The sequence below is a fragment of the Tateyamaria sp. LSS28 genome (assembly GCF_059611725.1).
On the sequence record NZ_JCAPFI010000004.1, the window covers coordinates 89,257 to 111,191 of the forward strand.

Here is a 21,935-nt window from a genome sequence, read left to right on the forward strand (position 1 = left end):
AGCACATGCGGGCCCGTCTGTCGGGTCTGGGAAACCCGACCTTGAAGCAGCTTGGGCACATCCTGACTGACCGCGGCTCGAAATACGCCGTGTCCGGCTGTCCCGTCATATCGCGGGCCGACATTGACGCTGCACTAAAAGACCTCAAACGCGACCGGGCCTATGCCAAGGCCACCCACAATACGTGGGGTGCCGCACTTTCCGATGGTGGCCCGATCAAGGGCGACGATGGTGAGGCGGGCGCGGGTATGGTGATCCTGCGCATGCTCGAACGCGAGGGGCTGACCGATCACCTGGTCGTCGTCACCCGCTGGTATGGCGGCAAACATCTGGGCGGCGACCGCTTCCGTCATGTGCAAAGCTGCGTGCGCGCCTATCTCGACCGGCTTTGATCTAGATCAAGGACCTTCCGCACCGCGCCCGTCAGGCTGGAACCATCCAAGGATCTCGTCGAAAGGGACGCCCGATGACTGACGCCCGATTGAAGACCCATGCCGATTTGGTCGACCGCATGGCCGCTGCCCGCGGTGTTGATCTGCAAGAAGCCGCCCTGCGCGCGCATCTCACACCCTCCGACATCTCGGATCTCGTGCTGAACTGTGTGGGCTGCACAAAGCCTGACGCCTGCGCGCAATGGCTGGAAATGCAGCCCGGTCGAGTATCTGAAACGCCGGACTTCTGCCGCAACGCCGAAGCATTTGGCGAACTGGCCCGCCGCTCAGACTGACACGCCGAGGGCCACAGCCCCAAAGAAACAGGCCGAGGCGGCCAGAACGAAGCTGTGCCAGATCGCGTTCTGAAAGCGCAGCGACTTCTGCGCATAAAACACCGTGCCCAGCGAATACAGGCCGCCGCCCGCCACGATCAACGCGGTCGAGGCCCCGGGCAGGTTCTGCCACATCGGCCAGATCAACAGCACGCTCGCCCAGCCCATCGCCAGATACAGCGCCAGCGATCCCCGCGCATCCGTCGCCCAGAAACTCAGCTTGGCCACGGCCCCCAGCAGGGCCACCAACCAAACGGCGGCTAGCACCACGTAAGCAAAGGCTGACCCGATCAGGACAACCAGCGGCGTGTAAGTGCCCGCAATCTTGAGGTAAATAGCGGCATGATCGACCCGGTGAAACACCGGACGCGACCGCTCCCACGGCAGCAGATGATAGGCCGCAGAGGCCACAAGGGCAAAGACCGCAAGGCCGGTATAGATGCTGGTAGCAGCAATCTGTGCCGCCCCTTGGGTCTGCACAACATGAACCAACAGCATTGCACTTGCTGTGATCCCGGCTGTCAGACCAAGAACATGAACGGAAGCATCGGCAAGGGTTTCACGAACAGAATTTGGGTATGGCATTGCGGCAACCTGACCTGTGAGATGCGCGTAGTCTAGGCACAAACCCTCACGATTCAGTTGACGTTGCTGCCGCCTGACGCCGCAGGTGCCACTGGTAGATCAGCGGCGCCAACACATGGTCATATGCTTTGGACGCCAGCCAATGGAGACCGGGCAGCGACACGATCCGTGCCAACCAGCGATAACGCGGCATGTCCTGCCACAGCACGATGAAGGCCGGGATGCCCGAATACATCTGACCACCCCGCAACACGTACAGACGGCGCGCCGCCTTGTCCCGGCTCAGCCCCCAATCCGTCATATCGATGCAATTCAGATCTTCAAAGCGGATGGGCAGGGCACGGCCCTCACTATACTTGGCATAGTGGTCAATCTCGAAACTGCAGACAGGGCAATCTGCGTTATAAAGCACCCGGGTATCTTCAGTCATGATGCAAATATAGAGCCGCACAAACGCGGCTCTACAGACAAAGCGCCGCACTCACCGTGGTTTGTTTCCATCAATCCAGCGCGACATCATTACCTTGTCCTTGAAACACTCCGCCGGGATCTGGCGGCGCTTCAGACGGGCGATGCGTTCGGCAAACTGCACCTGCTTCGCGCTGGGATAAGCTGAAAACCGGCCCTCTGGGGCTTTGGGCTTGGCCTGATCGATCCATGCCGACAAACCCGTCCGGTCACGGAAGAGTGTCGCAGGCAAGGGGCGACCCGTCTTCGCAGCCAGCGTCCGGGCATAGGCAATCTGCTTTTCCGTTGCAGGCTGCGCATCAAGGGGTAGGGCCGTCTGCACCGGCTCGAACAGGCCGGGAAGGGTGGGATGGATCGACATATCTGTTCTCCTTGCTTTCGCCAGGGTGGAGAACAAATATAGAACAAATTAACCAAAACGCAAGGTTTGTGGAAAAACGTCCCGAACGTGTTGGATATGGATTGGTGGAAACGGGCCTTTGTTCAACCCGCTGTCACCAGCTTTCCCCACAGGTCGTAATCACCAGCCTCGTCCACCTCGACGGTCACGATATCGCCGGGGGTCAAATCCTCGAACCCCTCATCAATGAACAGGTTGCCGTCGATCTCGGGCGCATCTGCCTTGGTCCGGCAGGTCGCGGCCTCGTCGTCCACCTCGTCCACGATCACGTCCATGTGCTGACCCACCTTGGCGGCCAGCTTGGCTTCGGAAATGGCCGCCGCCTTTTCCATGAACCGCTCCCAGCGTTCCTGCTTCAGCTCGGGCGCCGCGTGATCGGGCAGGGCGTTTGATCGCGCACCCTCCACGTTTTCGTACTGAAAGCATCCCACGCGATCCAGTTGCGCCTCGTCCATCCAGTCCAGAAGGGTCTGGAATTCCTCTTCCGTTTCACCGGGATAACCCACGATGAATGTCGAACGCAGAGTGATCTCAGGGCAGATCGACCGCCATTCCGCGATCCGGTCCAGCGTCCGCTCGGCGGCGGCAGGGCGTGCCATGCGGCGCAGCGTATCGGTGTGGGCATGCTGGAACGGAATGTCGAGATAGGGCAGCACCAGCCCCTCCGCCATCAGCGGGATCAACTCGCGCACATGGGGATAGGGATAGACATAGTGCAACCGTACCCACGCGCCCAGTGATCCCAGATCGCGGGCCAGATCAGTGATATGCGCGCGGTGTCCCTTATCCTCGGCATGTTTGATATCGACGCCATAGGCCGACGTGTCCTGAGAGATGACCAGCAGTTCCTTCACCCCGGCCTCGACCAGCTTTTCGGCCTCGCGGACGACGGCATGGGCCGGGCGGGACGCAAGGCGGCCACGCATGTCCGGGATGATGCAGAACTTGCACTTGTGGTTACAGCCCTCTGAAATCTTGAGGTAACTGAAATGGCGCGGGGTCAGACTGACACCGCGCGCGGGCAGCAGGTCGACAAAGGGGTCCGGGTCGGGCGGCACGGCGGAATGTACGGCATCCAGCACCTGCTCGTATTGATGCGGCCCGGTGACGGCCAGCACTTTGGGGTGTGCGCCGGTGATGTACTCAGGTTCCGCGCCCAGGCAGCCGGTGACGATCACGCGCCCGTTTTCATCCAGCGCCTCGCCAATGGCCTCAAGACTTTCGGCCTTGGCACTGTCCAGAAAACCGCAGGTGTTCACGATCACCGCATCCGCGCCGGAATAGTCGGGCGACACGCCATACCCTTCGGCCCGCAGCCGGGTCAGGATGCGTTCGCTGTCGACCAGCGCCTTGGGACAGCCAAGGCTGACCATCCCGATTGTGGGCTGGCCGGGGCGGCGTGTGCCGTCCAGCGTGGCTTTGGGGGCAATATCGGGGCGCAGATCAGGCGGGTTTGTGCTCATGATTTGCCTCATATGTGATGTGGTGGCCCGGGAAAAGGGTTGGGTGCTATGCGTGCGCTGCGTTACGCTGGTCCCAACACGTCATCAGAACGGAGCAGTTGTCATGAAATGGATTTTGCGCCTCATCGGGTTTGTCCTGGTTCTTGTGTTTGTGGCCGTCGTGTCCTTGTTCTTCCTGCCTGCCGACCGCATCGGCGTCATCGCCGCTGACCAGATCCGCAAGGCAACAGGTCGTGACGTGACCATCACCGGGGTGTCGATGACACTGTGGCCGGTGTTGGGTGTGCGGGCGGACGGGCTTGAGGTTGGCAATGCCGAATGGTCCGAACAGGGGCCCATGCTCACGGCTGAGAATGCTGCGATTGGCGTCGACCTCATGGCCTATGTCCGCGACCGCGAAATCCGCATCACCAATATCGAGGCAACGCGCCCCACCATCCGGCTCGAAAGCCGTGCTGACGGGCGGGCAAGCTGGGTCTTCACAGATGCCAGTGGAGAGGCGCAGATCGAAACCGAGACGGCACCCACCCGCGACGCGCAGCCTTTGTCGATCCAGAAGCTACAGATCACGGACGCCACGCTGGTCTATGCTGCGGAAGGGTCAGATACACTTTCATATTCAGGTGTGGATCTGTTTCTTGACTGGCCCGAGCGTCTGGGCCCGGCCACCATCGACGCGACCCTGCGCCCCTCGGGGACACCGGTTGAGGTAGATGCCACCATTGGCGGGTTCGCGGGCTTCATCGCGGGACAGGTGCAACCCGTTGAGGCCAGCATCGAAGCAGGCGGGGGGCTATTGACGCTGGACGGACGCGCCAGCACTGCCGGAGAAGTTGCGGGCACGCTTGGGTTGAACCTGCCGGATACCGATACGTTTATGGCCGCCTTGGGCCTGCCGCGCCCCGGTCTGCCGGCAAAACTGGGGGAGTCGGTCGAGATGTCGACGCAGCTCACCCTCACCGCCGACCGACGCCTGTCCCTGCGCGATCTTCGGGCAGACCTCATGGGCAACATGGTGACTGGCGCGGCCGATATCAGCCTGAACGGCACACCGACAATCAACGCCCAACTGAATGCTGGGGCGCTGGACCTGAGCAGCGCAACCGGCGGGGCCAGTGAGGGTGGTAGTGGCGGTTCCTCCTCTTCGGAGACTGAGGTAGGCACCGGCTGGCCCACGGATCCGATCGATGCCAGCGGGCTGGCGGGGTTCAATGGTGAGATCGCATTGGCCGCCTCTTCCATCGACCTTGGCCAATTCAAACTGGGGCCGACGCGCACCCTTTTGCGCAACGATAACAGTCGCATGGTGTTCGAACTGCGCGAGGTCGCCGCCTATAACGGCACCTTGGTGGGCGAGTTCGTGGTCAACAACCGCTCGGGCCTGAGTGTGGGTGGCAACCTGACCGCGCGGGGCCTTGGCCTGCAACCCTTCCTGCGGGATGCCGCGGACCTTGAGATGTTGACGGGGAAAGCCAATGCGCAAGTGAAATTCCTTGGTGTCGGGTCCAACGTGGATGCGATCATGAAGTCCCTTTCGGGTGATGGATCATTCAATGTCGCAGGTGGCACAATTGAGGGTCTGGACCTTGACGGCCTTTTGAAATTTGGTCGCGGCAACGGCCGTACAACCGTGTTCGAAGATATGAGCGCAAGCTTCCGAATGGAGGGCGGCAACCTTCTGAACGATGACCTTCTTGTCGTGCTGCGCAGCTTCGAGGCGCGGGGTGCGGGCCGGGTTGGACTGGGCCAGCAGGACATCGACTATCTGTTCACACCCACGGCACTCAAAGGCGATGATGGTCCCGATCTGGCGATCCCCGTGCGCATTCGGGGACCTTGGGCGGACCCCAGCATTCTACCCGATCTGGACTCGGCCATTGACCTGAAGCTGGACGAAAAACTTGAGGCTGAAAAGGACAGGATCGAAGCCAGGGCCAAGGAAAAGGTCCGCGAGAAAGTGACCAAGGAACTGGGTGTCACCGATGAGGGCCAGGACCTGGAAGGTGCGGCCAAACGGAAGCTGGAAGATGAGGTCAAAAAGGGGCTGCGGAGCTTGTTTGACTGATTTGTCCCCGCGGGGACAGCCTGTTCGGTGGCGTCACGGAATCTTGGTGGTTTTCTGAATTTGTAATGGCGTCAGGGACTTGGCCTTGCGCACGGTCGGTTTGGGCCAAATTAACCAGATTTTCGGCAAGCTGCCCACGAAGGCAGGCGGCAGTTTGGTGCGGGTGCAAGACGGGCAAATGACGGCGTGAGGTTGTGCTGGTTTCCCGGTGTTTCAAAGACCGATCTGACCTGCGCAAGGTTGCGATGCGACGGACATTGGTCTGGTCTATCGTTGTTGACCCACCTTGGAATTCTGATCGGGCACCGGCGGTGACGCGTTTCCAATTCAGTACGGCAGACCAACATAGTTGAGCGCCATTGCCGCTTGCGCCTCTTTGCTGTCGCGCAGGAAGGCAAGTTCGGCCAGCTGCATTTTCTTGTCGAATGCGGTTTGTCCGGGGAAGTGGTGCATGAGGGTTGAGAACCACCAACTGAAGCGTTGTGTTTTCCATACACGGGCCAGGGCGCGTTCCGAGTAACGGTCGATCCCGTTGCTGTCGCCCTCGCCGTAGAATTGGCGCAGTCCCTGGTTCAGATAGTGAACGTCTGATGCGGCGGTGTTGAGGCCCTTGGCCCCGGTCGGTGGAACGATATGGGCGGCGTCGCCGCACAGGAACAGACGCCCCCAGCGCATCGGCTCGCACACGAAGCTGCGCAGCGGCGCGATGGATTTTTCGATGCTGGGGCCGGTGATCAGTGTGTCTGCGGCCTGCGGTGGGATGCGGCGGCGCAATTCGTCCCAGAAGGCGTCGTCCGTCCAGTTGGACGGGTCATCTGATGTGTCACACTGGATGTAGTACCGGCTGAGGTTCTCATTCCGCATTGAGCAGAGGGCAAAGCCGCGGTCCGAGTTGGCATAGATCAGTTCATCGTTAACCGGTGGTGTTTCGGACAAGATGCCGAGCCAGCCGAAAGGATAGACCTTCTCATACTCCTGCCGCACGGCTTCGGGAATTGTTTGGCGGCTAACGCCATGAAACCCGTCGCAGCCCGCCACGAAATCGCAGTCGATCCGGTGGTTTTGGCCGTGTTGGGAGAAGGTGACATAGGGCGCGTCGGTGTCTGCGTCGTGTATCACGACATCTTCGACCTCGAACCGCGTGTCGCCGCCCGTCGCGTCCCGCGCATCATAGAGGTCGCGCGTCACTTCGGTTTGTCCATAGACCAGAACCGTTGCGTCGGTGTGGGTGGTGAAATCCACGCGGAACATGTCGTTGTCATAGGCGATCAGCGTGCCGTCATGCGCGAAGCCTTCGGCTTTCATCCGGGCGTCTACACCGGCCTGACCCATCAGGCCGACCAGGCCCCGTTCCAGCACGCCTGCGCGGATGCGACCAAGAACATATTCACGCGATTTGCGCTCAAGAACGGCCGTTTCGATCCCGGCCTTGTAGAGCAGTTGGCCCAGCAACAGGCCGGACGGCCCACCGCCCACGATGACGACCTGAGTGCGCATGATACCCTCCCCCGAGATTTGTCATACGACATAACTATTTTGGAAAAAGGTCAAGCAGGGCCGGTTTGCCTGGTGACTTCGCGGGCGTAGGTGACGAACGCCTCGATTTCAGCGTCTGATGCGGCGTGGCCCGTGTAGGCGACGAGGTATCCCGGCACCATGGCGAGCCGTTCGTCCAGCGTTTCGCCAAGGTTGGCGTCGTCGTAGCCAAGCTGCATGTAGTAGATGACCCGCGCGCGGGCCTTTGCTTCCAGTTCGGGATAATCGAACCGGAGGAACATGTGTGTCAGAGCAGCGATGCGTGCATCGTCACCTGCTTTGAGAACTGCATTGACCCGTTCGGACCTTCGCGCCCAGTCCCGGATGGCAAAGTCGAGCCGATTGTCGAAGAGCGCGGTGTTGATGTTGCAGCGAAAGACGTTGCAGCAGGCTTCGGTGATGGTGCCGGCGGGCGCGTTTGCCTGTGCGACCATGGCCGCTGTGTTGGTGCGTTCCCAGTGATCCAGCAGGGCGTTCAGCAGGTCGGTGCGGTTCTTGAAATACCAGTAGAAACTGGACCGTGAGACACCCATCTGCCCCGCCAGTTCCGCCACTTTCACAGCCTCGACCCCGCCTTGTTTGAGGACGGACAGCGCGGCGTTCAGCCAATCCTGGCGCGTGACCTTGATATTGCCGACAAGCGGGTCCTTGGCCGGATCGTCGCGGTGGAGGAGCGGCTCTGACATCAGCTTGTGGGGGCGCAGCCGCCTGCGGCTGTCCGGTCTGCGATGTACTTGTGCAGGGCTTCTATCCGATCGCCGCTGGTGGCGGGTGGGGTGAAGTCGCGCAGGATGCCTTTCCAGATATCTGTCGCGCGGGTTGTGGCGTCGACGCTGCCGCGTTCTTCCCATGTGCCGAAATTGGCAAAATCGGCCACGACGGGTTCGTAGAACTCGGTCGCGTAGCGTTCCATCGTGTGGGCGGCGCCAAAGAAGTGGCCGCCGGGTTGTACTTCCTCCAATGCATCCATTGCGATTTCTGCCTCGTCTGCTGGAGTTGCAGCGCATAGTTCGGCCACCATCTGCAAAACCTCAACATCCGTGACCAGTTTTTCATAGGAAATGGTCAAGCCGCCTTCGAGCCAACCGGCGGCGTGCAGCGTGACGGTGGCGCCGGCCAACAAACATCCCCATGTGCCGAATTGCGTTTCGTTGGCGGCTTGTACGTCGCCTAGATTTGCGGCGGAGCCAGAGGCGCAGCGCCAGGGTAGGCCGATGTGGCGGGCGAGTTGGCCTGCTGCGAGGGATGCTTTGAAGTGTTCGGGCGTGCCAAAGACGGGTGCGCCGGATTTCATGTCCACGTTCGAGGTGAATGTGCCGTAGCAGACGGGTGCGCCGGGATTGACCAACTGGCCGAGCGTGATGGCCGCGAGGGCTTCGGCGTGGCTGAGCGTCATGGCCCCGGCCACAGTGATCGGTGCCATTGCCCCCATCAGCGTGAAGGGCGTGATGATCGCCATCTGGCCGTGGCGGGCAAAGTCCATGACACCAAGGGCCATGGGGATGTCCAGTTGCCGGGGCGAGTTGGTGTTGATGATCGTGTAGCAATGGGAATTGGCGGTGAAGTCCGCGTCCGACAGCCCGCGAAAATCGCGCAGCATTTCGAAGCTTTCCTCGACCTGTCCAGTGCCGCGCGAATAGATGAAAGGCAGCTTGTCGGTCAGCTCCATCTGCCCCTTGGTCATTGTGTAGTGGCGCAGGTGGATGGGCACGTCCTGTGGTTCGACCAGCGGCGGGATCATGTGCAGCACGTCGTAGTGTTGGGTCAGCGTGATCAGCTCGCGAAAGTCCTGTTCGGTGCCGGGGCGGCGGCCCCGTTCCAGATCGGTGGCATGGGGACAGCCCGCGCCGGGCTGAAAGATCATGGAGCCCAGTTCCATCACCAGATTGCGGTCAGGATTGCCTGCGATCAGAGGGAAGGACCTGGGTGCGGTAGTGAGTGCCGCCTCGACCATCTCGCGCCCGATATGCACCATCTCGGTGCTGTCATCGACCCGCGCGCCGCCTGCTTTGAACTGCGCCCGTGCTTCGGGCAGCAGCACCTTGATCCCCAGCCGTTCCAGCACATCCAGCGCTGCCTCGTGCATGGCCGCGATCCGGTCGTCCGAGAACACGTTCATCGGGGGGAACGGGTTGCGCAGGTTGCGGTAGTTGGTGGTGCGCGACTTTGGCGGCGGCGCACCACGACCACGGCGGCGGCGGGGGAGGTCTGTCATCCCCGCATTGCCTTGCCCGTGGGGTCATAGGGCGACGGGGCGATCACCTTGGCGGACCGTTCGACGCCGACGACGTGGACCTTCAGGTCCGTGCCTTCGGCCGCCGCGTCAGTATCGACTAATGCCATGGCAAGCGATTTCTGCACGGTATGCCCGTAGCCACCAGAGGTGACAAAGCCAACGCGTGTGTTGCCGTTCCACACGGGTTCGTATCCGCTGGCGTCTGCATCATCGGCATCGATCTCAAGCGTCACCAGCTTTTGCGCAGGGCCATTCCCGTCACGTTCAGCCACGGCGGCGGCCTTGCCCACGAATTCCTTGTCCCAGTCGATCCAGCGGTCCATGCCTGTCATGCCGGGTGTGTAGCCTTGGGTGAATTCGGCCGACCAGATGCCGAAGGATTTTTCCAGCCGCAGCGACAACATCGCGTTGAAGCCGTATTCCTGTAAGCCGAACTCTTCGCCCGCTTCGAGCAGCATCCGGCGCAGCTTGATGTGGTCGCCGTAGCGGCAGTTGATCTCGTATCCCATCTCGCCTGCGACAGACATGCGGGCGACCTTTGCCCGGATCATGCCCACATCGAAGTCGCCGCAGCCCATGAACTTGAGCGCGCCGATGTCCTGATGGCACAGCTTTTCGATCACCTTGCGGGAATTGGGGCCGGTCAGGCCGAAGCCGCACATCTCCTCGCCCAGATCGCGCACCTGCACGCCGTCGATCATGTGGTCGTCGAACCAGCGCATGTGCCAGGCGCGGAGGTAGTAGGAGCCCATGATCCACCACGTGCAGTGTCCAGACGAGTCTGTGCCCCAGTTGAGGACGGTCAGGTCGCCCTTGAGCCGCCCGTCTTCGCCCAGCATCGGGGCCAGTTTGGCACGACCGGGGGCGGGCAGTTTCGAGGCCATGACGTTGTTCAGCCAAACCTCGGCATTGGGTCCTGTCACCTTGAACCGGGAAAAGCCTGTAATGTCGACCATGCCGACATTCTCGCGCACGTTCTTGCATTCGGCGGCCACGATTTGATGCGCGTTTGAGCGTTTGAGGGTCAGGTTCTCAACGAAATCCTCGGACGGCGCGAAGTAGAGCGGGGTTTCCAGATCCCAGCTTGATCCCCAGCGGCACCCGGCAGCGGTCATGGCGTCATGGGCCGGGGCCATCTTGAGCGGACGGCCTGCGGGCAGTTGCTCGTTGGGATAGGACATCACGAACCGCCTGGAATAGAACTGGCCGGTGGTTTCCTTGATGTACTGCTTGTTCTGGGCCCAACTGCCGTAGCGGGCGACGTCCATGCAGTAGACATCGGCCTCGGGCTCGCCCTCGATCATCCATTCGGCCAGCGATTTGCCCACGCCGCCGCCCTGCAAGAACCCGGCCATGACGGCGCAGGCGGACCAGTAGCCGCGTTTGCCCGGTACTGGCCCGACCAGCGGGTTGCCATCGGGTGAGAAGGTGAAGGCGCCGTTGACCCATGTCTTGATTCCGACGTTTTCAGCGGATGGATAACGGGCAAAGCCCAGCATCAGCTCATTCTCGATCCGGTCGAGGTCTTCCTGGAACAGCTCCATCCCATAGTTCCATGGCGCGCCGTCCATGGCCCAGTGTTGATGTTCGATCTCGTAGATGCCGATCAGGATGCCCTTCTGGTCCTGCCTCATATAGGTGAACCCTTCGAGGTCCACGGTCATGGGCATCTCGAAATCGTGCGCGGCGACTTCGGGGATCTGGTCGGTGATCAGGTAGTGGTGTTTGAGCGGGGAGACCGGCAATTCCACGCCCGCCATGCGGCCCACCTGCTTGGCCCAGAGGCCTGCGGCGTTGACCACGTGTTCGCAGCGGATGTCGCCCTTGTCCGTCTTGACGATCCAACCGTCATGGACCTGTTCCAGTGCTTCGACCTTGGTGTGTTCAAAGACGGATGCGCCACGTTTCTTGGCCGCCGTGGCATAGGCGTGCACGGTGCCGGTGGTGTCCACGTACCCCTCGCGGTCGGCCCACATGGCCCCCAGCACGCCGTCTGTGGACATGATGGGGCACCGTTCTTGTGCCTGTTGCGGCGTCAGAAGTTCGCAATCCTCGATCCCGATGGACTGGAAGACGCGGTAGGCCGATTGCAGCCATTCCCACCGTTCGGGTGTGCCCGCCAACGTCAGGCCGCCGGTCATGTGCAACCCGATGTTCTGGCCGCTTTCTTCTTCGATTTCTGACAGCAGGTCGATGGTGTAGGCCTGAAGCGCCGCCATGTTGGGGTCTGCGTTCAGAGCATGAATCCCACCCGCCGCGTGCCAGCTTGACCCCGCCGTGAGAACCGACCGTTCGATCAGGGCCACGTCGGTCCATCCCATTTTTGCCAGGTGATACAGGACTGAAGCCCCGACCACACCGCCACCAATCACGACAACCCGGTATTGCGAATTCATGTTCCGTCCCCGTCGACTCACTGTTGATTGCCGGCAGGGTGCGAAACACTGGACAGCTCTGTCCAGTACTTTCACGACACGCCGGGGTCAAACTGCGACCCGCGGTCAGGTGGCGCCTTTGCGGCGTGGGTTTGCCGCGCGTGGGTCAGGAGCTGCGGTCAGGCGTTCTGCTGATCCGGCGCGTGGATTGCGCCAGCGTCGACCAGCGCGGCGATCTGCTGTTCTGAATACCCCAGCGCGTTCAGGATCGAATTCGTATCTGTGCCAAGTGTCCGTGGTGGAAGCGCATCGGCTGGTACGTGCATCCCATCCATCAGAAACGGTAAGCCGGTAAACCCAGCGGCCCCACGCTTTGGCATGTTGCGCTGTATTGCGGGTGGCAAATCCAGCGCTTGAGCCAGCGTCCGCAGCCGTGCGCATGGAACACCAGCTGCCATGAGGCGCTGTTCCCAATCGTCGGCAGAGCGCGTTTGCAGCAAGTCCGAGATGTCTTGTCCAAGGGCCGCACCGTTTTGATCGCGTGCCACCGCATTGGAAAAACGTGCATCTGTTAGCCAATCGGTCCGGTCCACGGCGTGGGCAAGTGCCTGAAATTGTGCATCCTCGTTCACGCCCAGGCTGATCCGCCCGACCTTGCAGTCAAACACACCCGACGAGGGCGATCTGCTGTTCGCCGCGTTTCCACGCGCTTTCGGCTCTGTTCCGGTCAGTTGGAAATCGGTGAGTGTTGAACTCATCAAGCTGAATGCGGTTTCGAGCATGGAGACATCGACAAATGCCCCTTCCCCCGTGTTCTGTCGCCGCATCAGGGCCGATACCGTGGCGAGTGCTGCCGTCAGGCCAGTCGCGTAGTCGATGATCGGTGCGCCCGTTCGAAGTGGGCCGGTGTCCTTGGTGCCCGTCAGGGTCATCAATCCGCTGATGGCCTGAATGTTCACGTCATATGCCGGTGCCCCCGACATATCGTTGCTGCGTCCGTAACCGGTCATTGCGCAATGGATCAGCCGTGGGTTGATGGCGCGCGTTTCTGCCTCGGACAGCCCAAGGCGGGCGAGGGTGTCGGGCCGGTGGTTTTCGACCAGAATGTCGGCTGACCGGAGCAGCCGGTCGAACACGTCCCTGCCCATCCTGGTAGACAGGTCCAGAGCAACGCTGTGCTTGCCTGCACTTTGGGTCATGTAGGCCGTGCTCATCCCGGCAGCGGCGCGGGCCTTGTCGGTGCCGCCGCGATGACGCATTGCATCGCCGCGACCGGGGCGTTCGACCTTGATCACTTCGGCCCCGAGCAGGCCGAGGTAGTAGGCACAGGCGGGGCCAGCCAGAACATGCGTCCAGTCAATCACGCGGATGCCATCAAGCGGGGCCGTCATTGTGCGGCTTCCACCTGTGGCGCGCGGGATTGCCGGTTCAGGCTGCGCATGCGCATGACCAGCGCTGTGATCCCGATCAGGAGAAACAGGAGCGCAACCGGTCGTGTGACAAAGATCATCAGGCCGTTGTCCGAGAGCAGGAGGGCCTGGCGAAATGTCTCTTCCGCGCCACCGGCCAACACGAACGAGATGACAAACGCAGCCGGGTTGAAATCCAGCTTGCGCATGGCCCAGCCAGCAAAGCCTGCGGCCACCATGACATAGACGTCAAATAGGTTGCCCCGGAAGGTGTAGGCGGCGACAAAGGAGGTCAGGAAGATCACCGGGTACAGCACCTTGGTCGGGATGCGGGTGATGAACCGTCCCACGAACGCCGCGCCGAAATAGCCGATCAGCCCATAGAGCACGATGCCGATCAGGCCGCAGGCAAACAGCGCATAGACAAGGTCCCGGCTTGTCAGGAACATCGTCGGGCCGATCTGGATGCCGTGGATCAGGAATACACCCATCAGGATCGCCCCGATCGTCGAGCCGGGAATCCCAAGCGTCAGGAGCGGGGCCATGGACGGGCCGCTGACCGCATTGTTCGCGGCCTCGGGCGCTGCCACACCTTCCAGTGCGCCCTTGCCCCACGCCTCGGGATTTTTGGCCCGCCGCTTGCCCTCACCATAGGCGACAAAGGCGGCGATGGCGGAACCGAGCCCGGGCAGCATGCCGATGAAGGCCCCGATAAAGGACGAACGTGCCACATGCGGCAGGCACGGTTTGTATTCAGCCCAGGTCAGCGTGTTGCGCGCGGCGTCATTGCCGTTCTGCACCATCTCGGTCGTTTTTCCGCGCTCCTCGATCTGGGCAAAGACCTCGCCCAGAACAAAGATGCCAATCATCAGCGGCACCAGCCCGATCCCGTTGGTCAGGTCGAAACTGCCAAAGGTAAAACGCTCGGTCGAGCTGATGGGATCAAGGCCGATCATCGCGACCAGCACACCCAAGGCGGCTGAGGCCAGCCCGCGTGTGACCGATTTTCCGATCACGGAACCAATCACGATGAAGGCCGCGAAATAGACTGCAAAGAGCTCGGGCGGACCCAGTTTCAGGGCGATGGTAGCAATCCATGCAACGCCGACGATCAACAGGATTTCGCCAGTGAAATCCCCGATGACCGAAGAGATCGTGGCCACCTTCATGGCTTTGCTGGCCTGGCCTTGTCGCGCCAGCGGATAGCCGTCAAGCTGTGTGGCCGCCGATGCCGCTGTGCCGGGTGTGTTGAACAGGATCGCAGCGATGGAGCCGCCGTAGCGTCCGGATTTGCCGATGACATATAGGAAGGCGAGGGCGGGCAGTGGCTCCATATAGAACGTCAATGGCAGCAGCATTGCGATGGCTGCCGATGCGGTCAGGCCGGGGATGGCGCCCACGATCATTCCGACGATGGCTGCCAGCAGAACCCATCCCATCAGAAAGGGATCAGAGAGAACAGCAAGGAGAGCAGGGAAGATATCCATCAATATCCTCCAATGACGTCCAGAAGGTCAAAGTATCGACCGAGTGGAGGGAAAACACCGAGCAGTTTGAAAAACACAAGATGATACGCAGCGGGGCACAAGAGGGCCGCAAGACCAAGGCCCGCCGCGCCGCGTATGCCAAAGATCCACAGAGCGGCGGGCGCTGCCAGGGCGGTGGCAATCAAGTATCCAAAACCCGAGATGACCCAGACATAGGCAACTGACAGCATCAGCAGTACCGCGATGGTCGGGAGGTGTTTGCGCCCGGTCGTATGTGTGCCCGGGGCGTTCCGTAGCTCTGCAAGCCCCAAAAGGATCAGTGCAATTGATCCCGCCAGTGGAAAGAACCGCGCACCCCAGCGGCCATATTGGTCGAGCGAAATGCTCATCGAGGTTGCTGTGGCGCCGATCCCGATCAGGACCAGCGCCATGCCGACCAACCGAGGGGCAGGAGAAGACCCTGGGGCCACCTGTCTCAGCCCTGCTGCTTCAGCGCGTCGATGACGGGCTGGGTGTCAATTTGCATTTGCTGCAGGCGGGCCTTGGTCTCGTCCCCGCTGAGGAACGCCGGAACATTGCCGCGTTCGCGCATCAGGTCGGCAAACTGCGTTGTCTCGGTGATCTTTTGCAGGGCCTCCTCCATGCCTGACACGATATCCGGGGCGGTGCCTTTCGGGGCAAAGAAGACGATCGGCGATGACACCGCGACATAATCAAAGCCAAGTTCGGCCAGTGTTGGTACATCGTCCCGGATCGGGTCCCGTTCCGGCGCGACCAGCGCCAGTACGCGCAATTCGTTTTCGAAACCCGCGGCCTGCTGGATGCCGACAAAGGCAAAGTCAACCTGCTCGCCTATCACGGCTGCGCGGGTCGGGCCGCCGCCCTTGAATGGCACATCCTGCGCCTCAAGCCCATTGCGGTTCAGGAAGCTTTGACCCGCAACCTGATGGAACCCGCCGCGCCCGTTGTGGGCCCACCGGAGGCTGCCGGGATTGGCGCGAGCTGCATCGACAAGGTCCTGGACAGATTGGAACGGGCTGTTGGCGGGCACGATGATAGCTGGGGTCAGATTGCCAATCTGTGCGATAATGTCGAAGCTATCGAGCGGGTTTACATCCGTGTCCCGCAGCATGGATGTCAGCAGGAAAGAGCCCGCCGAGGTGACCATGACCGTGTTGCCATCCGGGCGTGCAACTGCTGCTTCGGTGGCGCCGGTGATACCGGACGACCCCGGCTTGTTCACGATGACCAGTGGCACGGGCAGAATGCCGTCGGCAGATGCTGCCGCGGCCCGGGCCAGGGCGTCGGTTCCGCCACCTGCGGAATAGGGCAGGATGGCATTGATGGGCCGGCGGGGTGTCCATTCGGCCAATGCCGGTGCTGCCGCCAGCAGTGTGGATGCGGCCAAGCCGGTTCCGATGAAGTCGCGTCTTTTCATTTTGTCCTCCCATGACTCGTTGGCGTTTTAGGCAACGCACTTGCGATCACGGCTGGACGATAACCTACATGGTGATTTAGAAAAAACGCAATTATCAGAAGTATAGATCGAGAAATTCGAAGTTATGAACCTGCGCAGCCTCAAAGTCTTTGTTCTGGTGATGGAGGAAGGCACGCTTGCACGGGCTGCCGCAGCCATGCATCTCAGCCAGTCCGCAGCCAGTCGGCTTTTGCAGCTGCTGGAAGACGAGTTCGACATCTCGCTGTTCAAGCGGGACAAGAAACGTCTGGTGCCCACGGCGGAAGCGGAACGATTTTACCAGGAGGCGTTGCGCATCCTCTCCCAGATCGAGGCGTTGCCGGAGTTTGCGCGCCAGATCCAATCCGGGGTGCCGGAACCATTCCGCATCATCGCGCAGTCCCGTATCGTCAACGGTCTTGTGTTGCCGGCCATTGCCGCACTCGAAGACCGAATTAAGGATCAACCGATCAAGCTGGAGATTCACCGTCGCCGCGATTTGGGGCGCCGGATGATGAATGACCGCTTTGATGTCGGGATTTCAGCGCTGCCGTTGCCGATTGACCGGCCTGAGCCGATCCGTCTTGGATCTGCCCCGCTCAAGATTGCCATTTCCAAAAAGCACCCATTGGCAGAACGTTCCGTTTTGCGACCACGGGATATTGTTGATGTCCCCTACATCGCGCTGGACGATACGACGGTCATCCGCCGTATCGTCGATCAGGAGCTGCATTCCATAGGCGTGCAGCTTGACGTTGCGCATGAGGTTTCCCTGGGTTCTGCGGCCTATCGATTGGTGCAGCGTGGGCTTGGTTTTACATTTGCTGATCCGGTCGCCCTTGACCCTGAACTGGAGCCGCAGGTGCGCCTGATTGACTGGGAGCCGCGTATGGAGATCGAATTTGGCTTCTTCGCACCGAGCCGGGACCGCAAGCCAGAGCTGACAGCGGCGTTTGAAAGCGCTTTGCGGCAGGTCTTTGCTGAAAGATGTGCGGCTGTTTGATGCGCTGAGTTGCTGCGGTGTGCTGTTGGTCCTGACCTCGCTTTTTGACACGCCTCAGCCCACCTCAGAAATCGCAACTCGGCATAGGAACGTGGTCGCCAATATCAGTAGTTATTAAACCAGTTGACTAATTAACTTATGGGTTAAATAATGATAACCTATGGACCAGGACGACCAACTAGACGCGGCATTTTCGGCCTTGGCGCACCCTACGCGCCGGGCCATCCTCGCGCGCCTCGCGCAAGGGAAGGCGACGGTGAATGCCTTGGCGGAGCCGTTCGACATGTCACTGCCCGCGGTATCAAAGCACATTCGCGTTCTTGAGAATGCCGGGTTGATCGAGCGTGAGAAGGACGCACAGTTCCGTCCGTGCACGCTCAATCCCAAGCCCATCCAGGACATCGCGGATTGGACGGAAAAGTACCGCCCCATATGGGAAGCCCGTTTTGATGTGATGGGGAAACTACTGGACGAGATGAAGGATCAATCATCATGAGTGACACAGAAAACTGGGTGCGCATTGAGCGCGAGTTTGATGCCCCATTGGAATTGGTATGGCGTATGTGGACCGTGCCAGAACTGTTCAAGCGGTGGTACGGCCCCAACGGCATGTCCGTGCCCACAGCTGAGATGAACGTCACGGTTGGTGGTACACGCAAGGTCTGCATGGCGATGGAAACCCCCGAAAGATCCATGTCGATGTGGTTCACAGGAGTTTACAAAGAGGTCACCGCGCCGCGCCGCCTTGTCTACACCGAAAGCATGTGTGACGAGGCAGGCAATATCATCCCGCCGCAAAGCATGGGTATGCCCGATGGCTTTCCCGACATCACCGAAGTGATCGTCGAGCTGAGCCAAGTGGGCGATAAGACCAAGATGACGATGGTGCATGTTGGCGTGGCCGAAGGCACCGCGGGCGCGGGGGGGTGGAACCAGGCGTTCGACAAGCTTGCCGACTTGGCCCAAGCGCAAGCCCAAGTGGGCAACTGATATGCGCGAGCTGGCAATCCTTGCTTTCGTGACGGTTGATGGGGTGATGCAAGCGCCCAGCATGGCCGACGAAGATCGTTCGGGCGGCTTTGACCGGGGCGGGTGGGCCGCGCCCTATTGGGAAGGGGTCATGCCGCATGTGGAAGAGACGGCCATGTCGACGCCTTATGATGTCCTATTCGGCCGGAAGACCTACGATCTGTTCGCAGGTCACTGGCCGAATGCCCCTCGATCAAAAGCGAATGAACGGCTGAACAGTGCCCGGAAGTTCGTCGCAACGTCTTCACACTTGGGGACGGAGTGGGAGAATTCCGAGGTTTTGACGGGCGAAGTTGTCCCCGAGATAGCGCGTCTGAAGTCGCAGGACGGTCCACTGATTCAGGTGCACGGCAGTGCGCAGTTGATTCAGGCGCTCACCAAACATGACCTGATAGACGAGTTCCGGATATGGACGTTTCCGGTTCTGGTTGGCAAAGGAAAACGTTTGTTTGAAGGGGAGCATCCGCCGCGAGACCTGACCCTTGTGTCCGCTGAAGGTCTCACCAATGGTGTTGTGTCGCAAGTCTACCGGACAGCTCGCTGAGCCACATGCATTGCGCAGCGGCCGCTCCGGCGGGTCTGGACCGTTTGTGGGTCTACCTGGTTGCTGGCTTCTCGTCGTTCGAGTGGTCAGGCGAATCCAGAGTGGACCACATCTCGTCATCCGTTGGTTTGGGTGGCGTCATGCACTCACGCGTGTGGATGCTGACCTTGGCAAGGAAATGCGCGGACACCGGCGCCGTTACAAACAGAAAGGCCATGATCAGAAACTCGTGCATCGACGGATCGCCAGAGGCGGCGGCCGTCAGGATCGATGCCAAAAGCAACATACCGATGCCGAGCGTCCCAACCTTGGTAGGCGCATGAAGGCGTGTCATCGGGTCGTTGAATTTCAACAGGCCAATGACACCGACCAGCACAAAGATCGACCCGATCAGGAGTGAAATGGCTGCACCAATGATTGCAAGGGCTTCCAATGTCATTCGATGATGTCCCCCCGCAGAACGAAACGGGCCAGCGCCACCGTCGATACGAAGCCCAGCATGGCAACGAGCAAGGCCACTTCGAAATACACGCCGACCCCTTGGTGGATACCAACCACCACAACAAGGCCAAGCGCGTTGATGACCATCGTGTCCAGGGCCAGCACACGGTCGCCGCCCGTGGGGCCAATCACCAGACGCACCATCGAAAGCACCTGACCGATGGCGAGTACGACAAGCGCAATCGAAAGCGCGATGTCAAAAAAGCTGGTTGCGAGTGTCATGCGAAGATCTCCTTCAAACGGCGCTCGTATCGATCCTTGATTTCGTCCCTGACTGCGTCTGGGTCGTCGGTGTGCAGGATATGAACCAAAAGGCAGCTTCCTTCGTTCGATAGGTCCGCGGACACGGTGCCAGGTGTCAGCGTGATCGTGCCCGCCAGAACGGTGATCGCCTCTGGCTGTTTCAGGTCCAGTGGCACAGAGACCCAGGCAGGCTTCAACTTGTCGTTCGGAACGGTCAGAACGATCCACGCAACCTCGATATTGGCGACGATGATGTCGCGGATGACCAACATAGAATACGAGATCATCCGGCCCAGCCGGAACCCCTTGGGCGTGCCGGGCCACCATATCGCAGTGATGCGCGGGATGATGATGCCAAGGATGATGCCGAAGACGACCATCCCGGCACTGACTTCATTTTGAAGCAGTATCCAGACGAGAGCCAAGACCAGCGTCAGCGATGGATGCGGGAGGATCCAGCGAAAGGCGCGTCCCATATCAATGGCCCTCCTGCGGTTTGCTGAGCTTGCCGGGTGTGTCCAGCACGGTAGAGATATATGCATCGGGTGCAAAGAGTTGTGCGGCGATGGTCGTTGTGTAGCCGTGCACTTGCCCTGCAAACACGGTATGCACGGTCAGCAGCGTGAACAGCCCCCCGACGGCCACATATGACATTGTGGCGGGGCGGTCGGTGTCGGGTACTGGTTCTTCGGGTTGTTCGACACTGTGCGCTTTCCAGAACACGATACTGCCCGCGCGCGCAAAGCCAAGGATGCTGATTAGGCTGGACGAGAGCACGATGGCCCAGACCCAGACCATCAAGTCACTGTCAAAGGCGGCGTCCAGCACCAGAAGCTTGCCAAGAAACCCGGATAGGGGCGGCAGGCCCGCCATTGCGATGGCCCCGGCAAAGAACATGCCGGCCGTGACAACCGCGCCGATCATGGGCGCTTGGGTTGTCAGATCGACATTGCCGCGTCCGGTCCGAACAAGGTCAGACACCATGAACAACACGGCGCCCGCGAAGGTGGAATGCACAATGTAGTACAGCGCGGCTGCAATGCCCGCCGGGCTGAACAGAGAGATGGCAACCATAACCATCCCCATCGACCCGATGACCGAGAACGCAACAAGCCGATCGAGTTTGCGCGCGGCGAGCACACCGACCATCCCGATAGCCAGCGATACCAGTGCCGCGGGCAAGAGCCACACGTCATGCAATCCCGCCGTGACCTCAAGGTCAGGCGGGAAGATCATCGTGTAAACCCGGATGAGGGCGTAAGCGCCAACCTTGGTCATGATGGCAAACAGGGCGGCAACAGGAGCTGGGGCTTCTGCGTAGCTTGAAGGGAGCCAGAAGTGCAGCGGGACCAACGCTGCCTTGATGGCAAAAACCAGCAGCAGCAGCACGGCGGCCACTCGGATGCCCACGGTCTCTTCCGGCGCGATCAGGCGCACACGCTCAGCGAGGTCCGCCATGTTGAGCGTACCGGTTTCGGCATAGATGGCGCCAAGCGCAAACAGGAACAGGGTCGAGCCGATAAGGTTGAACAGCACGTATTGTATGCCGGCCCGCAAGCGCGCATTGCCGCCTGCATGGATCATCAGGCCATACGACGCGATCAGCAGCACCTCAAAGAAGACAAACAGGTTGAACAGGTCGCCCGTCAGGAAGGCACCGAGTATGCCCATAAGTTGGAATTGGAACAGCGCGTGGAAATGCCGACCGCGATCATCCCATCCCGATCCGATGGCATAGAGCAGTACAAAAAGTGCCAGCACCGAGGTCAGCAGTATCATCAGCGTGGAAAGTCGGTCACCGACAATGACAATGCCAAACGGTGCAGCCCAGTCGCCCAATCGGTAATAGATGACCGAACCATCCGAGACCTGCCAAGCAAGCCCAGCAGCGAGGCCGATCAGCGCGACGACACCAGCAACGGAAAAGACCCGCTGGATGCCAATGTGGTAGCGGGCGGCCAGCACGATCAGCGGGGCCAGAAGGGCCGGCAGGATGATGGGGGCAACGATCCAGTGGGTCATGGCTGGCCCTCCGTTTCGCGCGGCTCTGGCTGATCATCGATATGATCGTCGTCAGATCCAAGGAAGGCACCAAGCCCGATCATCACGGCCACGGCGGTCATCCCGAAAGATATCACGATCGCGGTCAGAACCAGCGCCTGCGGCAACGGGTCGGTGTATGTGGTCACGTCATCACTTAGCACCGGAGGCGCACCAATGGTCAGCCGCCCGGACGAGAACAGGAACACGTTCACAGCATAGGTCAAAAGCGAGATACCGAGGATCACCGGAAAGGTTCTGAGCCGCAGCACGAGGTAGATACCACCGGCGGTCATCACGCCAATGGCGGAGGCAACAAGCAATTCCAT

Annotated in this window: 24 protein-coding genes; 7 read left to right on the forward strand and 17 right to left on the reverse strand. The window is 60.6% G+C overall.

Annotation, left to right across the window (positions count from 1 at the left end; genetic code table 11):
• The first annotated feature begins 5 nt into the window (after positions 1 to 5).
• Positions 6 to 392 (forward strand): YigZ family protein, encoded by a 387-nt coding sequence (locus AC53L6_RS12945; protein ID WP_496908140.1) that lies wholly within the window; start codon positions 6 to 8, stop codon positions 390 to 392.
• Positions 393 to 466: 74 nt separating this feature from the next.
• Positions 467 to 727, forward strand: coding sequence for a DUF6455 family protein (locus AC53L6_RS12950; protein WP_496908141.1), 261 nt, complete (start codon positions 467 to 469; stop codon positions 725 to 727).
• Here the strand turns inward: AC53L6_RS12950 and trhA are convergent.
• The 4 genes from trhA to rimO all read right to left on the reverse strand — a co-directional run bounded on the left by trhA (position 719) and on the right by rimO (position 3,682).
• The gene (trhA, locus tag AC53L6_RS12955; RefSeq protein WP_496908142.1) at positions 719 to 1,351 is read right to left on the reverse strand and encodes a PAQR family membrane homeostasis protein TrhA; all 633 of its coding nucleotides are present in this window, start codon (positions 1,349 to 1,351) and stop codon (positions 719 to 721) included. The genes AC53L6_RS12950 and trhA overlap by 9 nt on opposite strands.
• 46 nt (positions 1,352 to 1,397) lie before the next feature.
• Positions 1,398 to 1,781 (reverse strand): thiol-disulfide oxidoreductase DCC family protein, encoded by a 384-nt coding sequence (locus tag AC53L6_RS12960; protein ID WP_299599458.1) that lies wholly within the window; start codon positions 1,779 to 1,781, stop codon positions 1,398 to 1,400.
• Between the two features lie 51 nt (positions 1,782 to 1,832).
• Positions 1,833 to 2,180: a hypothetical protein gene (locus AC53L6_RS12965; protein ID WP_496908143.1), complete on the reverse strand. Its 348-nt coding sequence runs from the start codon at positions 2,178 to 2,180 to the stop codon at positions 1,833 to 1,835.
• A 122-nt stretch (positions 2,181 to 2,302) separates the two neighbouring features.
• Complete coding sequence (gene rimO / locus AC53L6_RS12970; protein WP_496908144.1) at positions 2,303 to 3,682, reverse strand: 30S ribosomal protein S12 methylthiotransferase RimO; 1,380 nt, start codon at positions 3,680 to 3,682, stop codon at positions 2,303 to 2,305.
• A gap of 103 nt (positions 3,683 to 3,785) precedes the next feature.
• Here rimO and AC53L6_RS12975 point away from each other — a divergent pair, with 103 nt between their 5' ends.
• Entirely contained in the window at positions 3,786 to 5,747 is a 1,962-nt protein-coding gene (locus AC53L6_RS12975) for an AsmA family protein (protein ID WP_496908145.1), read from the forward strand.
• Between the two features lie 327 nt (positions 5,748 to 6,074).
• On the opposite strand, the gene pobA is transcribed toward AC53L6_RS12975, so the two are convergent.
• The 8 genes from pobA to AC53L6_RS13015 form a co-directional block, all read right to left on the reverse strand.
• A complete protein-coding gene (pobA, locus tag AC53L6_RS12980) occupies positions 6,075 to 7,244 on the reverse strand; it encodes a 4-hydroxybenzoate 3-monooxygenase (protein WP_496908146.1) in 1,170 nt (389 codons plus the stop codon).
• Positions 7,245 to 7,294: 50 nt separating this feature from the next.
• Positions 7,295 to 7,969, reverse strand: coding sequence for a TetR/AcrR family transcriptional regulator (locus AC53L6_RS12985; RefSeq protein ID WP_496908147.1), 675 nt, complete (start codon positions 7,967 to 7,969; stop codon positions 7,295 to 7,297).
• Entirely contained in the window at positions 7,969 to 9,498 is a 1,530-nt protein-coding gene (locus AC53L6_RS12990; RefSeq protein ID WP_496908148.1) for a trimethylamine methyltransferase family protein, read from the reverse strand. The genes AC53L6_RS12985 and AC53L6_RS12990 overlap by 1 nt, the downstream gene beginning before the upstream one ends.
• Positions 9,495 to 11,915, reverse strand: coding sequence for a GcvT family protein (locus AC53L6_RS12995; RefSeq protein ID WP_496908149.1), 2,421 nt, complete (start codon positions 11,913 to 11,915; stop codon positions 9,495 to 9,497). The genes AC53L6_RS12990 and AC53L6_RS12995 overlap by 4 nt, the downstream gene beginning before the upstream one ends.
• A gap of 158 nt (positions 11,916 to 12,073) precedes the next feature.
• Positions 12,074 to 13,285: a CaiB/BaiF CoA transferase family protein gene (locus AC53L6_RS13000; protein ID WP_496908150.1), complete on the reverse strand. Its 1,212-nt coding sequence runs from the start codon at positions 13,283 to 13,285 to the stop codon at positions 12,074 to 12,076.
• The gene (locus AC53L6_RS13005; RefSeq protein ID WP_496908151.1) at positions 13,282 to 14,790 is read right to left on the reverse strand and encodes a tripartite tricarboxylate transporter permease; all 1,509 of its coding nucleotides are present in this window, start codon (positions 14,788 to 14,790) and stop codon (positions 13,282 to 13,284) included. Before AC53L6_RS13005 ends, AC53L6_RS13000 begins: the two co-directional genes overlap by 4 nt.
• Positions 14,790 to 15,221 carry a tripartite tricarboxylate transporter TctB family protein gene (locus AC53L6_RS13010; protein ID WP_496908152.1) on the reverse strand — a complete coding sequence of 144 codons (432 nt, stop codon included), beginning with the start codon at positions 15,219 to 15,221 and terminating at the stop codon, positions 14,790 to 14,792. The genes AC53L6_RS13005 and AC53L6_RS13010 overlap by 1 nt, the downstream gene beginning before the upstream one ends.
• A 44-nt stretch (positions 15,222 to 15,265) precedes the next feature.
• A complete protein-coding gene (locus tag AC53L6_RS13015; protein WP_496908153.1) occupies positions 15,266 to 16,228 on the reverse strand; it encodes a tripartite tricarboxylate transporter substrate binding protein in 963 nt (320 codons plus the stop codon).
• 124 nt (positions 16,229 to 16,352) lie between these two features.
• On the opposite strand from AC53L6_RS13015, the gene AC53L6_RS13020 reads away from it, so the two are divergent.
• The 4 genes from AC53L6_RS13020 to AC53L6_RS13035 all read left to right on the forward strand — a co-directional run bounded on the left by AC53L6_RS13020 (position 16,353) and on the right by AC53L6_RS13035 (position 18,822).
• Complete coding sequence (locus AC53L6_RS13020; RefSeq protein WP_496908154.1) at positions 16,353 to 17,249, forward strand: LysR family transcriptional regulator; 897 nt, start codon at positions 16,353 to 16,355, stop codon at positions 17,247 to 17,249.
• 160 nt (positions 17,250 to 17,409) lie between these two features.
• Complete coding sequence (locus AC53L6_RS13025) at positions 17,410 to 17,745, forward strand: ArsR/SmtB family transcription factor (RefSeq protein ID WP_299698661.1); 336 nt, start codon at positions 17,410 to 17,412, stop codon at positions 17,743 to 17,745.
• Positions 17,742 to 18,239: an SRPBCC family protein gene (locus tag AC53L6_RS13030; protein WP_496908155.1), complete on the forward strand. Its 498-nt coding sequence runs from the start codon at positions 17,742 to 17,744 to the stop codon at positions 18,237 to 18,239. The genes AC53L6_RS13025 and AC53L6_RS13030 overlap by 4 nt, the downstream gene beginning before the upstream one ends.
• 1 nt (position 18,240) lies before the next feature.
• The gene (locus tag AC53L6_RS13035; RefSeq protein ID WP_496908156.1) at positions 18,241 to 18,822 is read left to right on the forward strand and encodes a dihydrofolate reductase family protein; all 582 of its coding nucleotides are present in this window, start codon (positions 18,241 to 18,243) and stop codon (positions 18,820 to 18,822) included.
• Between the two features lie 52 nt (positions 18,823 to 18,874).
• Here AC53L6_RS13035 and mnhG read toward each other — a convergent pair whose 3' ends face one another.
• Genes mnhG through AC53L6_RS13060 form a run of 5 tightly spaced genes read right to left on the reverse strand, consistent with a single transcriptional unit; the run spans position 18,875 to position 21,935 of the window.
• Entirely contained in the window at positions 18,875 to 19,261 is a 387-nt protein-coding gene (gene mnhG / locus AC53L6_RS13040) for a monovalent cation/H(+) antiporter subunit G (protein WP_496908157.1), read from the reverse strand.
• Positions 19,258 to 19,545 (reverse strand): K+/H+ antiporter subunit F, encoded by a 288-nt coding sequence (locus tag AC53L6_RS13045; RefSeq protein ID WP_299201517.1) that lies wholly within the window; start codon positions 19,543 to 19,545, stop codon positions 19,258 to 19,260. Before AC53L6_RS13045 ends, mnhG begins: the two co-directional genes overlap by 4 nt.
• Positions 19,542 to 20,042, reverse strand: coding sequence for a Na+/H+ antiporter subunit E (locus AC53L6_RS13050; protein ID WP_299698664.1), 501 nt, complete (start codon positions 20,040 to 20,042; stop codon positions 19,542 to 19,544). The genes AC53L6_RS13045 and AC53L6_RS13050 overlap by 4 nt, the downstream gene beginning before the upstream one ends.
• A gap of 1 nt (position 20,043) precedes the next feature.
• Entirely contained in the window at positions 20,044 to 21,588 is a 1,545-nt protein-coding gene (locus AC53L6_RS13055) for a monovalent cation/H+ antiporter subunit D (protein ID WP_496908158.1), read from the reverse strand.
• Positions 21,585 to 21,935, reverse strand: a complete 351-nt coding sequence (locus AC53L6_RS13060; RefSeq protein ID WP_299201527.1) for a Na+/H+ antiporter subunit C — start codon at positions 21,933 to 21,935, stop codon at positions 21,585 to 21,587. Before AC53L6_RS13060 ends, AC53L6_RS13055 begins: the two co-directional genes overlap by 4 nt.